The following is a 16740-nucleotide window of genomic DNA, read 5'->3' as shown; positions in this document are numbered from 1 at the left end:
GGTGGGAGTGTCACTGACACTGTTTCTCAACGAGCTGTCCTGCGAGTCCGAGTCCGGTCCGCGGGAGGTGGACACCGCGATGGCCGGCTTCGTGGACACGCTCCGCCACCTCAAGAGCTGGCAGAGCATCGCATTGGTCACCAAGAGCCCTCTGCCAGCCGCCGAGCTGGCTCGCGGGTACCTCTACCAGCAGTGGGTGAACGCGAGCGGGCAGAACCGCGACCGGCACCGCTACCTCCTCGCGCTGCGCAGCCGCTCGCCCTTCCGGGACGCCGTCCAGTTGACGCTCGACCCGGACGAGGTGGAGTACCAGCACGACGGCCGCACCGTCGAAGGCGTCGCCTTCGCGCACCTCACCGATGGCCTGGCCGTCAGTCTTCCGGTATCGGCGAAGTGGGCTACCGCGTGGCTGGACGTCGACATCCAGCACCTCACCGAGGACGGCATCGAAAGCAGCCGCGACCGTGCGCGGCACTGCTCAAGCCCGGACGAGGCCGACGCGCACAAGGCCTGGGCCCACGAGGCCGGTACGACCTCACTCACCACCCCTGCCGAAATCCTCGACGCCTGGGACGAGTTCTTCCCGCACCTCCAGAAGATCCCCCGTTTCGAGCGCTGCCTCCGCCGCCTCGACATGAAGTGGCACCGGCCGGTCCGCAAACTGCTGATCGACCTGGAGGCGACGGCCGCCGGCTGGGACCCGGCAACCTCGCCCGAGCCGAAATGGCAGCACCCGCACATCACCCCGGAGTCCCAGAGCCGGCAGCACCTGTGCACCTTCACCGACCTCGACGGCGAGAACCGCTGCTTCTCGTGGCACGGCCGCTTCACCCCGGGGAAGGGACGGCTGCACTTCCGTCTCGTCCCCGAGGAGCGGGCGATCCGTCTCGGCTACGTCGGCGACAAGCTCGGTAGTGACGCAGAGTCCTGAAAGGAGGCCGTCCGGTCAGATCCGACGCGCGGAGGCGAACCGGACGAACGCCGCCCAGTCAGCCGGCTCGATGCGCAGGACCGGCCCCTCCGGGTCCTTGGAATCACGGACGTGAACAACAGCTCCCGTCAGGGCCACTTCCACGCATTGACCGCCTTCCGCGCCACTGTGACTGCTCTTGAACCAGGCCAAGGCCTGCGATACTCCGGTGCTCTCGTCGGCGTTCATAGCTCTCCCAGCAACTTCTCGACGTACGCCAGCGACTCACGAGGGGTCAGCGCCTGTGCGCGGATGATCCCATGACGTGAGGCGAGGGCGCGGACTTCTTCGCGATCAGTGACCAGTGTGCTATGGCCCTGCGTCTCCATGTAACCGACCTGCTCACCACCCTTGCGGGTGAACAAGGTGAAGCCGCCGTCGATGCCCGCATTGTCCTCACGATCGAGGGGCATGACCTGCGCCTCCACGTTGCGACGTTGCCCAACGAGGAGGATCTGCTCCAACTGGCCACGCATCACCGCAGCACCGCCAAGCCGCCGCAGGAGCACGGACTCCTCCATGACGAAGCTCATCAGGGGGGAGATCCGGGCTGCGAACAACTCCTGTCGAGCCAATCGAGCAGCCACTCGTTGCTCAATGACGCTTTCTTCCAGCAGAGGTCTGCGCATCGCGAGCAGCGCCCGCATGTATTCCTCGGTCTGAAGCAGGCCGTTGACGACATGGGTGTCGTAGGACTGCAATTCGACCGCCTCCGCCTCCAGCTTGGCGGCATCCCGGAAGAACGCGGGGTACCGGGCCCGCGCGACTTCGTCCTTCATCGCGATCAGCACGCCGGCTGCGTTCAGCTCGTGATCCGCCCTGTCGATCAGTTCCGGCCGGGGGATTCGCCGCCCGAGCTCCACCGAGGCGATCAGGTCCTCGCCGTACCCCAATCGTGCGCCCAACTGGGCCCGGGACAGCCCGGCCCGCTCCCGCAGGAGCTTCAACTGCCGCCCGAAGGCACGCAGGAGGCCTACCCCGTCGTCCTGTTCCGCCATATCGACCACCTCCGGCCCACCACACCCACCTGGGGACACCCGCACACGATCAGCTGGCGGAACGATACGGAACGCGACCAGCCCGAGTGTCCGGAATCCAGCGAATTCACCCGCGCTACGCCGCCGCTGTAACCATCGCGCCACGCAGCAGGCTGCGTGCGCGTTCCGCGCCGCGACGATTGCGTTCGACGGCGGCCGTGTCAGGCCCGCCCTCAAGAGGTGCAACTCCCGTGCAGCGTCGGCAGACCACGCCGCCCCCCTCCACCGGATCCGCGCAACTCGCGCACTCCCGCATGCCACCGGCGGCTGCACCAGGCCCGGCGACGGCCTCCGGCATCCGCCGCTCCAGACGTGCCCGTACGAAGCCAGCCGGGGCCAGCACATGCGAGGGCAGGCCACCCAACAGTGCTTCCCGCAGCCGCCCCATGTCCGGATCCCGGGCGAGCCAGTCCGCCACCAGCGGTGCGAGATCCAGGACTTCGGCCGCCCCCAGCCGCAGGCGACGGTCCCGGGCGGTCAACCGGCCGAGCAGTCCGGCCGCCTCGCCCTCCGCTGCCCCCGCCACCGTCACCGTCGCCGCGCGGGAGGAGGTCTTTCCCTCGTTCTTCTCCCCCTTGGGGGAAGTGCCGGCCTCCCGACCCTCCCCCTCACCGAGTGCCGGGTTTCGGACCGAACCGCGCCAGGCCGTCTCGATCTCGTCCGGCTCTGTCAGCGGCACGCTGCTGACCAAGACGCGAGTCGTCCACGTCCCCTTCGTCGGGTGCTGGGACCGCCGGACGTGCAGGTAGCCCTCCTCGATCAGCTGGGCCCGCGCACGGGCGACCGCCGTGCGCCCTTCGGGCATCCGCTTGCCGATGGTGAGGATGGTGTCCCGGCTGCCGGGCGGCAGCGAGAGCGCCCACAACAGCAGCGTCTTCGCCGTGGCCCGCAGACGCGGGTGGCGGACGATCTCGTGTGACGCCCGTACGTAGCGTGCGGGCGCGATAAAGTGCACGTGCATGAGGAGGCCTTACTCCTTGTGCCTGACCCCGGGGTGTTCCAGCACCGCCGGGGTCACCTATTGATCTGTAGCCGGACGGTAGCACGCGGTGACCACTCCCCGCCTCCGAATCCGCGAAGCGCCCGCCTCAGCCCCCTGCACCACAGACGGCACCGGACTCCGCCGGTACCAGCCGCACCTGGCGCGCCGTCAGCTTGAGAGGCTCGCCCGCCGCCCGGTCCCAGAGCACGGCCATGCCCTGCGCGACGCCGAAGGAGAGGTACGGCCGCTTGGGGTCGAACCGGGGGCCCTCTCCCGAGAGCCGCTCCACCGGCTCAGCCGGTTCGACGCAGACCCACTTGGGCTCGACACCGAAGTAGGACGGAGTCTCCTCACCACGCGCCGCAGCGGCAATCGTGCGCTCGGCCGCGCGCCCCGCCGAGTGCAGCGCCAAGGTTGCGACACCGGCCAGGATCGCGATCAGCAGCAGGGCATAGATCGCCACGTTGAACCCCTCTCCCGTGCCCGCATAGCTGTGATGCCGGTGCCTGGCGAAGCCCCACCAGGCGGGGAGCACCAGCGCCAAGCTCAGGAAGGTCAGCAGTTTGACCGCCGAGACGACCTGCCAGATCGGTGGCACGTCCAGGTCCCCGGGGCTGAGCGACAGCCTGTCGGCGTACAAGGAGTGCAGCACCGAACCCGACGCCAGAAGCGTGGCACCGGCCAGCGACGCGACCAGCGGTACCACCCATGCCGCCCACTCCGCCCAGCTCCACTGCCGCATCAGGAGCCACAGCCCCGCGACCACCGCCATGATGCCTGTGGACACGAGCACCGGCTGCCCGCTCCAGCTCTGGTCCGCCGACTGCAAGGGGCCGAGCCCCAGCAGCAGCATCGCCCCGGCCGCAGCCGCAGCCATGCCGGCCCCGGCCGCCCGGCCCTCCCGGAACAGACGTGCCCCGGAGAGCACCGCGGCGACACCGGCCAGCGCTGCGAGCACGACCCAGAAGCCCCGAACGCCTCCGGTGGCCCCGGCCGCGAACACCGCGGCCATACCTACTGCCATGCTCCAGCCGATCACCCGGTCCTTGCGTCGTTCCGTCTCCTCCTCCGGCCAGTAGCGCACGGTGCCGCGCCACCGCCCGTCGAGCGGTCGAACCGAAACGGCGGTGGATGCAACGCCCCCTCCCGAGGTCGAGGGCATGCGCGCGAGGCCCGGCGCCTCCCCCCGCGTTCCGATGACGCGCACCCGGATGTCATGACGGCCCAGGCGGGACGCGAACCGCCGCACAGCGTGGCGCAGTCGGGGGAAGCGGGTGATCGACGGCGAGGACGCGTCGTACGCCTGCCATTCGGTCAGCATCTCGCGGTCCCGTACCAACGGCTCGGCCCGGCGCACATAGGTTTCCAGGCGCGCCCTCCGCAGCACCTTCTGCACTCTCCGGCTCGCCCCCCGCTCGCAGTTGTGGAGAGCGCCCGGCAGCCGCACCTCCACCTCGTACACGCGCGAGGACGGATCTGGATCCAGTACCCCCTGCAATGGCCCTTCCCCGCACACATGATGGCCGATCACCGGCCAGCCGTGCCCTTCGAAGACCTGCTCGGCCTCCGCCCAGTCCCGCGCACCACCGCGCACCTCGATCAGCGTCAGAACCCGCTGGTCGTACACCTTCGTTCCCATGCCGGCGGCCTACCCGCAAGGATCTTCTCGACACCCGTGTACACCGCCGCCCAACCGCCGTACACGGCTCGGCCGTACGCGCGTCGCCGCTGGTCACGGCCTCTCCGGGCCCGGCACGCTCCTGCCCATGACATCCCTGCGCAACCCGAACACTCCTGAAGCGATCGCTCCCCTCCGGGAGTTCGCCATGCGGTTCAGCTCCACCCCGCGCGGCGCCCGGCTCGCGCGCCGGCTCGTCTGCCACCGCCTCGACGAGTGGGGGTACGGCTACGACTCCCCGCTCAACGAGACCCTGACGCTGATCACCGCCGAGCTCGCCTCCAACGCCGTCCGCCACGGCCGCGTCCCCGGCCGGGACTTCGCCGTCCGGCTCGCCGAGTACCCCGACGCCCTGCGCATCGAGGTGTCCGACACCCGCACCGAACGGATGCCGCCGGCCGCCCTCCCCCGCCCTGCGGCCGATGCGGCGTCCGGCCGCGGCCTGCTCCTGGTCGCCGCCCTGGCCGACGGCTGGGGCACCTCCCCACACTCGGCGGCCCCGGGCAAGACCGTCTGGGCGGAGTGCCGCCCTCGGTGACGCTTCCTGCTGACCAGTCGGATTGCCTCGTGACGGATCGCACGCTCCCGCAAGGCCAAGGCACCGTCGATGAGTCCTTCCACCCTCCCGACCCAACCAACCAACCAGTAAGATGACCGTACGTACGCCGGTCGTCACGGGCGTATCAAGGGGGTAGGGGGACACATGAACGACATCCACATCCGTACGGACGTACTACGGCAGTCCGCAGCCGGCCTCCAGGCGGCCGCCGCGGCCGTCGGACCCGCCGGGCACTGGCTCGACACCAGCTTCACCGCTGCGGCCACCATGACCGCCTGGGAGTCCGGACCGGCGCTCAAGGACTGCGCGACCGCGTGGCAGACCCACATGAAGTCGGCGCTCGACCAGCTCCACGTCTATGCGGAACAGCTACGCAACTCGGCGCACTCGTACGACAAGGCCGAACAGGAGGCCGCCCGTCGCCTCACCGCTGCCGTCACCGATCTCCAGGGGACCGGGCAGTGAGCATGAACATCGCGGCACTGCGGGCCGCCCGCAGCATCGATGTGGACGCCGCCGCCAACTCCTGGCTCGCTCTCTCCAAGCAGGCCTGGCAGGCCGTCAACGACATCCATGCGAACGGAGTCGACCCGCTCAAGGAGAACTGGAAGGACCGCGTCGGCGAGGCCGCCGGCCGCAAACTCGAGGAGCACGCCCGGATCCTGGAGGCCGGCGCGGACATCATGCGCGGCGTCGTCATGGTCCTCGACGCCCTCAGCGCCACGATCACCCGGGCGAAGCTGACCATGAACTCGGCCCTCGACCTGGCCAAGCAGTACGGCCTGACCGTCGACGAGACCACCGGCACGGTCCGCTCCGCCTCCGGTGGCGCGGACGCCTCCACGGACAACGCGGTCCAGGAGATCAACGCGATGCTCCAGGAAGCCCTGCGCGAAGCGGCCCAGGCGGACAAGCTGGCAGCGGCGGAGCTCCGCAAGCTCGCTGCCGCCACCTGCGAGACCGACCCGCGCAAGGCGCTCGACGCCCTCCAGCGCGAGGCCTCCCAGACCGAACTGGCCATGTACACCGGCGGCATCCCCAGCGGTGAGGATCCGCGCCTGGTCGCCGACTGGTGGAAGGCGCTGACCGACAACCAGCGCAAGCAGCTGATGCTCTCCGACCCGGTCACGCTGGCCAACCTGCCCGGCATCCCCGACGACGTGAAGGTCGGCCTCCGCGGAGGCCCCAACGCCAAGTACGACCGCGTCAAGACGGTGCAGTGGGCACTGGACCACTGGGACGACACGAGCATCGACGTCTTCGGGGACAACTGCACCAACTTCGCCTCGGAGGCGCTGCGCCAAGGTGGCCTCCGTGCCAAGGGGGACGGGCTCTGGGGCTGGCGGGGAGACGACACCTGGGGGCGCAGCGAGGACGCCGGCGGTGACTGGCTGTCCCAGCGCGTCGACTACTCGAAGAGCTGGGCCGGCGCGCAGAACATGCACGACTTCCTGATGCGCCACGGCAGTGAGGAAGTTCCGCCGGATCAGGTCAAGCCCGGGGACATCGTCTACTACGAGGAGGACTCCGACCAGGACGACCAGGACAAGAAGGGGGCCGTGCACCACACCGCCGTCGTCACGGCCGTGACCCCGGACGGGGACATCCGGTACACCCAGCACAGCGGCGGCCAGAAGAACGCCAGCGTCGGCGGGCGGATCGACGCCTTTCAGGAACAGCGCGGCCACCAGAAGCTGCACTTCGTCCGCGTCAACCCGGACTGGTACTAGATCGATGTCGGACGAACAGCGCTCCCCCCACCGGTTCCGGGCCCGCGGCCCACTGCTTCTCGCCTGCGCGAGCTGGCTGTGCACCGTGCCCACGGTCATCGCGGACGGCGACGTCCATGCGCTCGTCAGCCGGTGCCACGACAGTCCCGGTGCCCCGGCCTACGTCCTGCCGCTGGCCTGGGCCGGCCTGGCGTTGGGAGTCGGCGCGCTCTGCTGGGGTGGTTGGCAGGTCTTCACTGCCGTGCGGCGGAAGGCACTGCGGCTCACCCTCGGGCACGGCCTGCTCTGCGTCCTCCTCCCGGCGGCGGCCATCGGCCTCCCGTTCCAGTACGCCCTTGCGCAGACCGCCGCCCACGACACCGGCCCGCAACGGAGCAGCTGCTTCGGGAGCGGTCCACTGACCGTCACGCTCTCCGACGAACCGCTCCGGCCGGTGGTCACGCTTGGGCAACCGGCTGGTGGGAACGGGCTCCGATAGGTCGGTGCCGCACTATACGGTGTGATCAAGTGATCCACGCTCCGTCAAAGCGCACGTCGAAGGAGTCCGCCGTGAGGCCCACCCTGGCCGCCGCGCAGCTGCGCGGCAGTCTCACGCAGTACCTCACGACGACCTACGCCCTCGCGGACGAGGACACCCGCGGCGCGCTCGAACGCTTCCTCGGCCACCCGGAGTCCGGCATCTTCCGCGGGCCCTACCTGCGCATCAGGACGCCGTTCCACCTCGCGGACGAGGGCTGGCAGCGGCACCTCGAGTGGCAGCCCGGCTTTCCGCCGTACCGGCACCAGGCCAAGGCGTGGGAGCGGCTGAGCACCCTGCACGGCCCGGCCCGTCCGACGCTGGTGACGACGGGCACCGGCTCGGGGAAGACCGAGTCGTTCCTCGTCCCCGTGCTCGACCACTGCCGGCGGGAGAAGGCCCGCGGTCGGCGCGGGGTCAAGGCCGTGCTGCTGTACCCGATGAACGCCCTGGCGACCGACCAGGCCGGACGCATCGGGGACTACCTGGCGCAGCCGGAGCTGGCGGAGGTCACGGCCGGGCTCTACATCGGCGACCGGCCGGACACCGACTTCCGGCGGGTGATGACGCGCCGTGAGGAGATGCGGGTCTCGCCGCCGGACGTGCTGATCACCAACTACAAGATGCTCGACCTGCTCCTCCAACGCGGCGAGGACCGCGCCCTGTGGGAGGGCGCCGAGATCACCCACGTGGTCCTGGACGAGTTCCACACCTACGACGGGGCACAGGGCACCGATGTCGCGATGCTGCTGCGCCGACTGGCCGCGGTCGTCGGCGCCACCCGCCCGGGCAGCCCGCTCGGGTCCATCTGCCCGGTGGCCACCTCGGCGACCCTCGGCGAAGGCCGCCCCGGTGCGCAGGCCGGCGGGATCCTGGACGTCGCCGCCCAGGTGTTCGGGATGCCCTTCACGCCGGACACCCTGGTCGGCGAGGAGCGGATGACCGCCGACGAGTTCACCGGCGCGGTGGACTACGAGCTCCCCGAGCCTCCGACTCCGCAGGAGGTCATCACGGCCTCCGGCGGTCCAGGCGTGGAGTCCAACCCCAAGTTGCTGGACCTGAACGGGCTCGCCTCCCGCATGCTGGGACGCTCGGGGCTGGACGCCTTCCAGATCGGACGGATGCTCCGGCGCCACGACTTCACCCACGGCGTCCTGACCCTGCTCAACGGCGAGCCGCTCGACGAGTGGGGCCTGCGGGACCGCCTGGCGCGCTTCGGCTACACGTGGGGCCGTACCGCGCGGGAGAACCCCCGGCTCGTGCTGCAGGCGCTCTCCCGCTTCGTCGCCCTGCTGTCCGCCGCACGGGACCCGGACTCCGACGAGCGACGACCACGCCCCCTGCTCCACGTGGAGGCCCACCTGTGGGTCCGGCCGGTGACCAGGGTGCTGCGCGGCCTCGGCGGCGCACCGGAGTTCCGCTGGTACGAGGACGACCGGACGGCCGCCCGCCGGAGTGCGGCCGCGGCCCTGCCGGTGGACAGCGAGGACGGCGAATCCCCGTCCGGCGGCTGGCCGTCGAGCGGATCGCAGCGGCCCGCAGCGCTGCCCGGCTCGGACACCGCCGTCCGCCCGGCCCAGGTGCACCTTCCGGCCGTCTACTGCCGCAACTGCGGGCGTTCAGGGTGGGCCGCGCTCTCCCCGGAAGCCGATCCGCAGCGGTTGGTGATGGCCCACGACAAGATCTGGCGGGCGGGCCTCGGGCGGGATAAGCGGCGCATCCGCTACTTCATCTCCGCCACCCGGGCGGAGAAGCAGGAAGCACTCGCCGCGCTCACCGGCTCCCGGCCTGCGAGCGGCGGGGTCGACCCGCTCTCCGTCGTCGTGCTCGACGGGGCGCAGGGCACCTACCGCATGCCGGTCGCCGCCGACGACGGCGACCTGCTGGACGCCTGGTTCGCCCTGGCCGTCCTGGACAAGAAGACCGCTGACAAGGCGGCCGTGGACGACCGTTGCCCTGCGTGCAACACCGACAACGGCATCCGCTTCCTCGGCACGGCTCTGGCAGCCCTCGCCTCGGCGACCGTCACCCAGCTGTTCACCGGCGGAGACATCGCCCTCGTCCCCGAAGAGCGCAAGACCCTGGTCTTCAACGACTCCACCCAGGACGCGGCCCACCGAGCCGGGTACATCGCCAACGCCTCCTACAAGTTCTCCCTCCGGTCGCTGCTGGCGCACAACCTGGAGGACTCCGGAGCACCGCTGCCGCTCAACGACCTGATCGGGAACGTCCTGGACTCGGTGGACGACCCCGGCACGCTCGTCGCCGTCGTCCCGCCCGACCTGCACGACGAGGCCGGCGTGGACCGGCTGCTGTCCGGACGCGGCACCGGTGACGCCCGCACCTGGAAGCTGATCGGCGAGCGGCTGGCGTTCGCCACCGTCATGGAGTTCGGCCTCCGCTCCAGGCTGGGGCGCACCCTGGAGCTCACCCGCACGGCCGCCGCCGAGGTCGTTCTTGAGGACCCCGAACGCGTCGCCGCTCTCGCCCGTGACCTGCACCTCGCCCTGCCCGGACAGCTGATCGCCGCCGACTCGATGCCGACCTCGGAGCGCTACGTCGCCTACGTGCGCGGCCTGCTGGAACGCCTGCGACAGCGCGGCGGGGTGCGGCACCGCTGGCTGGAGCCGTGGATGAAGGACGCGGGCGTCACCCGGTTCAAGATCTGGGGCGGCCGTCCCGACGGCATGCCGGCCTTCCCCGACGGGATGGCACCGCCCCGGTTCCTGCTCGACGGGCAGAAGGACAAGTCCCACTTCGACACGGTGTCGGGCCGCGGAGGCTGGTACCAGGACTGGACCAGGCGGTGCCTCGGGCTGGACTCCGCCGGTGCCACCGAGTACCTGCACCGCCTGCTTCCCGTGCTCGCCGACGAACAGGTCCTGGCCGTCCGCACGGCACAGGACCGCAGCACGCGTGTCTACGGACTGCAGCCGGGACACATCGAAGTCCGGCTGCTCAGCGACTCGATCGTCAACAAGGCCTTCGTCAGCTGCGATGACTGCGGCTGGCAGCAGGTCGTGCCGCCCGAGCGGCGCACCCGCTGGTACGGGCACCCGTGCCCGCGCTACCGCTGCAAGGGATTCCTGACCCCGCCCCGGTACGGCGCCTCCCGCACCGGTGGCACCACGTCCGGCTTCGGCGGCGTCCAGGAACGCGACTACACCGACGACTACTACCGGCGTCTGTACCTGACCGGCGGCACCTTCCGCGTGGTCACCGCCGAACACACCGGCATGCTCACCCGCCCCGAGCGGGAGCGGGTCGAGCGGGCGTTCCGCTCCGGCACGCACTACACCGACCCCAACGTGCTGTCCTGCACGCCGACACTCGAACTCGGCATCGACATCGGTGACCTGTCCGCCGTCCTGCTCGGCTCCCTGCCCGCCGGGCCGGCGAACTACGTCCAGCGGGCGGGCCGCGCGGGCAGGAAGACCGGCAACGCGCTCGTCGTCGCGTTCGGCGGCCGCAGGGCCCGCGACCTGTACTACCTCGACGATCCGCGCGAGATGATCGCCGGCGACATCGTGCCGCCGGGCTGCTACCTGTCGGCCGTCGAAATCCTCCGCCGCCAGTACACGGCACGGCTGCTCGACCTGGCCGCCGCCGGGAAGCTGACCACGGCCGACGGTGAGCAACTGCCGCCCGTGCCCAGGCTGGTGTCGGCACTGTTCGGCACCACCGGCTGGTGCCAGGACCTGGCCGACGCGGCGCTCACCCACGGAAAGGCCCTGGTGGAGGAGTTCCTGGCACTCTTCCCGCGCGGCACCGGCCGGGACGACGACGCCGGCGTATCCGACCATGCTGCCGATGAGTTGCGGTCCTACGCCACCGGTGGCATCGCCCGCTGCCTACAGGAGGCCGAGGAAGCCTGGGTCCTCCGCCGCGAGGAGCTGAAGCGACGCCTCGCGGCCATCAACACGGCCGTCGACGCCCTGGTACCGACCGACCCGGAACAGGACCGCGAACGGCGGGAACTGCGCGCCGAACTGCGCAGCACCGCCGATCTCCTGGGCACGCTGAACCGGGCGAGCGCCCACGGCACGCTGGTCGAGCTCGGACTCCTGCCGAACTACAGCCTCGCCGACACGACCACCAAGCTCGAAGCCACCCTCTACTGGCGGGAGGACCCGTCCGAGCCGGACGGGTCCACCGCGACCCCGGGGGACTCGGCGAACGGGACTCCCCGGGTCTACCGCAGCGAGGTCCGCAGCTACGACCGCTCCCGTCGGCTCGCCCTCACCGAACTCGCGCCCGGCAGCAGCTTCTACGTCAACGGCTACCGACACGTGGTGCGCGCCCTGGACATCGGCAGCCCCGAGCGACGGGCCTGGTCCGTCTGGCGGCTCTGCCCGTCCTGCGGATTCGTCCGCACCGAGAACGCGCTCACCGACACCGACCCGTGCCCGCGCTGCGGCAGCCGTGCGATCGCGGACGCCGGGTGCGTGCAGTACGTGCTGCAGCCGCGGCAGGTGGTGGCCCGCGACAAGCGGGACGACGCCCGGGTCCGCGACGACAGGGACGAGCGGGAGCGTCGACGCTACTCGGTCCTCACCGCCGTCGACATCGACCCGGACCAGCTCGCCCCCGGTTCGTGGCGCCACGACAAGGCGACCTTCGGGGTGGACTTCGCCCGCCGTGCCGTCGTGCGGACGCTCAACCTGGGCGTCGACCGCCAGGACGGCAGCAGCACCGTACCCGTCGCCGGTGAGGACGTCCGTCTCAACCCGTTCTTCGTCTGCACGAGTTGCGGAGGTGCGACGGCCGACGGCCGTCCCGTCGTCGACGCCCCGGCCGACGCCCTCACCCAGTCCCTGAGCGCTCCCTCCAGGGCCGGCGCCCATCACCTGCTCTGGTGCCCCCGCCGCAGGGCGCAGCAGCCCGCCGGATCCGGCCGGGCCGAGCCGCAGGACGTACCCCTGCTGCTCACCCACGAGTTGACCACCGAGGCCGTGCGGATCCTGCTGCCCGCGTCCGTGGCGCGTGCGAAGGAGCGCTTGGCGTCCTTCACCGCGGCGCTGTTCGTCGGCATAGCCGCACGCTACGGCGGCGATCCGGACCACATCGACATCGCGCCCGCCTCGATGCCCGACGGCAGTGACTCCGACTGGCCCCAGCGCTTCCTGGTCGTCTACGACCGCCTTCCGGGCGGTACCGGCTACCTGCACCGGCTGGCCTCGGCGGAAGGCTTCAAGGAGGTCCTGCTCAGGGCACGCGACGTCATCGAAAGCTGCCCCTGCCGGGAGAAGGGCCAGGACGGCTGTCACCGCTGCCTACTGCGCCGCGTGCCGGCCACGGACTACGACAAGGTCAGCCGGAGCGAGGTCCGACAGATGCTCGACGACCTGCTCGGTGCGGACGGGGAACGCTGGCAGACGTCGCCGGTCGCGACCACGCGCCACATCTCCCTGGAGCAGCAGGCCGAGAGCGATCTCGAGATCATGTTCGTCGACACCCTCAGGGACTGGGCACGGTTGCCCGAGTCACGAGCGAGCGCGGACGCCTACACGACCTCTGCCGGGACGTACTCCCTCGAACTCCGCCTGACCGGCGACGACGGCTCCACCGTGAGCTGGCGGGTCTCCCAGCAAAGGGCTCTGGACGGCACCCGCCCGGACGTCCTCTTCGAACGGCTCGACGCCCCGGGTCCACGCCTCGCGGTCTACCTCGACGGCTACGAGTACCACGCCGGCCCGCGGCACAACCGACTGGCGGACGACGCCGTGAAGCGCGCCCGGCTCCGGGCGGACGGCCTGCGCGTGTTCCAGCTCACCTACTTCGACGTCAAGGACTGGCGTCGCCGCGTCACCGACCACGGCCACGCCGGCGGCGGCCCGACCGCTCCGGTCCGGCGGCTCTACGGGTCGGGCGGTGACGGGGAGGAGAGGGCACGGAAGTACTACGCCAACGTTCGCGGCGGCCTCCCCGGTGAACTCTCCGAGACCGTGTGGATCAACCCGGCGAACCTGCTGCTCGCCTACCTGCGATCGCCGGATGCCACCCGGTGGCAGTGGCGCGCGGAGGCCGCCGCAGCAGGGCTTACCGGAGTCAAGGGGGCCCGCGCCGCAGCTCTGGCGGCCGATGCGGTCGGACCGCAGGTCCGTGCGGCCCTCGACGGCGGAGCACCTGCCGGTCCCCGGGGACCGGTGCAGGTCATCACCGTTCCGGACGGCTCGGGCCTCCGGCTGGTCCTGGTGGCCGACGGACGCCACAAGCCACCGGTCTGGAGCGCCCTCGCCGTCCTCGACGACGGCGCACGTGCGCACGATGACGAGGTGTCGCACAAGCAACGCTGGCGCTCCTGGCTGTTCTGGACCAACCTGCTGCAGTTCCTGGAGCACGGCGGCGGCGACAGCGTCCAGCTCACGACGAGCCTCCTCGGCGGTTTCTCCGTCGAAGTCCTCGCACCGGGCGGCGGCCAGGGATGGCTGGCGGCCACCCGACAGGCAGCCACAAAACAGGCACCGGGTACGGAGGTCGTCCCTGAGGGTCCGATTTCTGCGCCTCCAGCTCCCGTCCCGGCTGCCGAGCCCGATGCGGCATGGACCCGGGTGATCGAGTTCCTCGACCCGGACGAGGCCGGAATCGCCGAGCTCGCACACCTCCTCGCCGAGGCCGGCGCCCCTGCCCCGAAGGACGGCTACGAGCTCGACAGCAACGGCTGGCAGGCCGAACTCGCTTGGCCCGAACAGCGGATCGGCGTCGTCCTCGCCCCGCGCTCGGCTGGCGGAGAGCCGGACTACGAAGCCCAGGACCGCGACAAGGCCTTCCGCGCCGCAGGATGGGACGTCCGCCCCGCCGTGAGCTGGGATTCCCGGGATCTCGTCGAGCGGCTCGGCCCGCAGGGCGGCACCCTCACCGAGCCACAACACCGACGAGACGGAACGACCAACGACGGAGAGTCAGAACGATGAAGACGCCGGGAATCACCCTTCGCCTGCTGGACAAGGCGGACAAGGAGATCCTCAAACTCCCCCGCTCGGTCAAGGGCGCCCTCTACGACTTCCAGCACAAGTTCAAGGCGAACCCACACGCCACCGGCCTCAAACTCCAGCAGCTCAAGGGCGACAGCAGGCTCTGGTCCGCCCGGGTCAACGACGATCACCGTGCCCTGCTGCTACGCCTGGCCGACGACGACTGGCTGATCGTCGCTGTCAAGCACCGCAAGGACGTCTACGAGAACCTCGACCGGCTCGCCTACGGGATCAACCACATCACCGGTGGCATCGAGTACGTCGACCTCCAGGTAGTGGAGGAGAGCATCCTTCGCGGCTTGGCTCCGGGCCGGCCCCCGGCGGTTCCGCACACGGGCGAACCGACCGCGCCCCGGGGGCTCTTCGCGGAGTGGTCCGATGAACAGCTGAGCGACCTCGGGGTCGCCGCGCCGCTCCTCCCCGTCATCCGGACGCTCACGACCGAGGACCAGCTCCTCGGTCTCGTCGAATACGCCCCGCAGCTCACCGGTGAAGTGCTGCTGGCCATCATCGACGGCAAGGACTTCGACAGCATCCTCGACCAGGTCACGACGCCGGTCGCGGCTCCCGAACCGGTCGACCCGGAGGACTTCCAGGCCGCCGCCGAACGGCCGGCAACCATGGTCACCACCTCCGACGCGGCCCTGGAGGAGGTCCTCAGGGGCGGCGACTTCGGGCGGTGGAAGGTGTTCCTCCACCCGACCCAGTCCAAGCTGGTGGAACGCACCTACTCCGGGCCCGCCCGGGTGAGCGGCGGCCCTGGAACGGGAAAGACGATCGTCGCCCTCCACCGCGTCAAGCACCTGGTCGACCGGCTTCCTCCGGGCCACACCAAGCCCGTCCTCCTCACCACCTACAACAAGAACCTCGCCGCGGACCTGCGTTCGCGACTGCTCGAACTCGGTGGAGAGGATCTGCTGGCCAGGGTGGACATCAGCCACGTCGACCAGCTCGCCCTCCGGATCGTCCGGGAGGCCGAGCCCGGCAACTCCAAGCAGACGATCGACGACAACCAGGCCGTGCGGGAGTGGCAGGCGCTGCTGGACGAACTCGGAGAGACCGCGTGGGACGCCGAGTTCCTCCACGACGAGTGGACGCAGGTGATCCTCGGGCAGGTGATCGGATCGCGCGCGGACTACTTCAGGGCCCGCCGGGCCGGTCGGGGCAACATCGGCCGTGTCGAGCGCGCCGAAATCTGGCAGCTCGCCGAGCGGTTCACCCAGCGTTTGGACCGCTCCCGACGACAGACGTGGGACCAGGTGACCGAGCGGGCGGCGCGCCTGGAGGTGGAGCGCGAACAGCGGATCGCCGCGATCGAGGCTCATCGCACCGAGGTCGGCGGTCTGGACAACATCCATCTCCAGGACGGCTCCGCCGGCTGGTTGCGGCACCGATACCAGCACATCGTGGTCGACGAGGCACAGGACCTGCGACCGGCTCATTGGAAGATGCTCCGGGCGATGGTTCCGAGCGGCCAGGACGACATCTTCCTGGTCGGTGACACCCACCAGCGCATCTACCGGAACCAGGTGACCCTCGGAAGTCTGGGAATCCACATCCGAGGGCGCTCGTCGAAGCTCACTCTCAGCTACCGCACCACTCGCCAGATCCTGCGCTCGGCACTGGACGTCCTCACCGGGGAGTCCTTCGACGATCTCAACGGTGGTGAGGAGACCCTGGCCGGTTTCCGGTCCGTCCTCAACGGTGCCGCTCCGCGGCTGCACCCCTACGCCGACTGGAATGCGGAGCGGGTGGGCATCGCCGAGCACATCGCGGCCTGGAGCGCCCGCCCTGACGAACGGATCCCCCTCGAACAGATCGCCGTCTGCGTCCCCACCAACCAAATGGCGGGAGAGGTCGCCTACACCCTGGCGCAACACGGAATTGCCGCTGTGGAGATCGGCCCCGACGGCCCCAGGAACGGCAGCGGTGTCCACATCGGCACGATGTTCAGGTTCAAGGGCCTGGAGTACCAGCGGATGATCATCGCTGGCGTCCGCGACGGGTTGGTGCCGCGCGACAACGTGAACCGCCTCAAGGGGGCGGACCTCGCCAGGTACCGTCGGGAGATGCAGCGTGCCCGCTCGCTGCTCTTCGTCGCGGTGACCCGTGCCAGGGACAGCGTCGACATCTTCTGGCACGGCGAGCCGAGTCCCTTCCTGAAGCCCGTTCTCGCGTCCTGAGCCACCTCACGACGCCGGGCCGGTCGGCGGCTTCGCCCTCGGGGCCGCCGACCGGCCCGTCCGCCACCCAGGCACCCGGCCCCGCCACACGGCCGCGATCGGGAAGGCGC

The 16740-nt window shown here is 70.6% G+C and carries 11 protein-coding genes; 7 read left to right on the top strand and 4 right to left on the bottom strand.

What is annotated here, in order from left to right:
* Window positions 1-7 precede the first annotated feature (7 nt).
* Window positions 8-931, top strand: a complete 924-nt coding sequence (locus tag HS99_RS05720; RefSeq protein ID WP_030556356.1) for a hypothetical protein — start codon at window positions 8-10, stop codon at window positions 929-931.
* 15 nt (window positions 932-946) lie between these two features.
* Here the strand turns inward: HS99_RS05720 and HS99_RS05715 are convergent, their stop codons facing one another.
* The 4 genes from HS99_RS05715 to HS99_RS05700 form a co-directional block, all read right to left on the bottom strand.
* Window positions 947-1159 carry a DUF397 domain-containing protein gene (locus HS99_RS05715; protein WP_030556353.1) on the bottom strand — a complete coding sequence of 71 codons (213 nt, stop codon included), beginning with the start codon at window positions 1157-1159 and terminating at the stop codon, window positions 947-949.
* Window positions 1156-1968, bottom strand: coding sequence for a helix-turn-helix domain-containing protein (locus HS99_RS05710; protein ID WP_030556351.1), 813 nt, complete (start codon window positions 1966-1968; stop codon window positions 1156-1158). The genes HS99_RS05715 and HS99_RS05710 overlap by 4 nt, the downstream gene beginning before the upstream one ends.
* A gap of 115 nt (window positions 1969-2083) precedes the next feature.
* Window positions 2084-2968 carry a helix-turn-helix domain-containing protein gene (locus tag HS99_RS05705; RefSeq protein ID WP_050366898.1) on the bottom strand — a complete coding sequence of 295 codons (885 nt, stop codon included), beginning with the start codon at window positions 2966-2968 and terminating at the stop codon, window positions 2084-2086.
* Between the two features lie 127 nt (window positions 2969-3095).
* Window positions 3096-4628 (bottom strand): hypothetical protein, encoded by a 1533-nt coding sequence (locus HS99_RS05700; protein WP_030556347.1) that lies wholly within the window; start codon window positions 4626-4628, stop codon window positions 3096-3098.
* Window positions 4629-4755: 127 nt separating this feature from the next.
* On the opposite strand from HS99_RS05700, the gene HS99_RS05695 reads away from it, so the two are divergent.
* The 6 genes from HS99_RS05695 (at window position 4756) to HS99_RS05670 (ending at window position 16630) form a co-directional block, all read left to right on the top strand.
* A complete protein-coding gene (locus tag HS99_RS05695) occupies window positions 4756-5205 on the top strand; it encodes an ATP-binding protein (protein WP_072655536.1) in 450 nt (149 codons plus the stop codon).
* Between the two features lie 165 nt (window positions 5206-5370).
* Entirely contained in the window at window positions 5371-5691 is a 321-nt protein-coding gene (locus HS99_RS05690) for a type VII secretion target (protein ID WP_030556343.1), read from the top strand.
* 2 nt (window positions 5692-5693) lie between these two features.
* On the top strand, window positions 5694-6956 hold the full coding sequence (locus HS99_RS05685; protein ID WP_030556341.1) for an amidase domain-containing protein: 1263 nt from the start codon (window positions 5694-5696) through the stop codon (window positions 6954-6956).
* 4 nt (window positions 6957-6960) lie between these two features.
* Window positions 6961-7434 carry a hypothetical protein gene (locus HS99_RS05680; RefSeq protein WP_030556339.1) on the top strand — a complete coding sequence of 158 codons (474 nt, stop codon included), beginning with the start codon at window positions 6961-6963 and terminating at the stop codon, window positions 7432-7434.
* A gap of 71 nt (window positions 7435-7505) precedes the next feature.
* Window positions 7506-14387 carry a DEAD/DEAH box helicase family protein gene (locus HS99_RS05675; RefSeq protein ID WP_030556336.1) on the top strand — a complete coding sequence of 2294 codons (6882 nt, stop codon included), beginning with the start codon at window positions 7506-7508 and terminating at the stop codon, window positions 14385-14387.
* Window positions 14384-16630, top strand: coding sequence for a UvrD-helicase domain-containing protein (locus HS99_RS05670; protein ID WP_030556334.1), 2247 nt, complete (start codon window positions 14384-14386; stop codon window positions 16628-16630). The genes HS99_RS05675 and HS99_RS05670 overlap by 4 nt, the downstream gene beginning before the upstream one ends.
* Window positions 16631-16740: the final 110 nt, after the last annotated feature.

The organism is Kitasatospora aureofaciens (assembly GCF_001188955.3).
Classification (GTDB): Bacteria; Actinomycetota; Actinomycetes; order Streptomycetales; family Streptomycetaceae; genus Kitasatospora; species Kitasatospora aureofaciens.
Note: the sequence above shows the minus strand (reverse complement) of the source record. Positions and strands in the feature narration are given on the sequence as shown.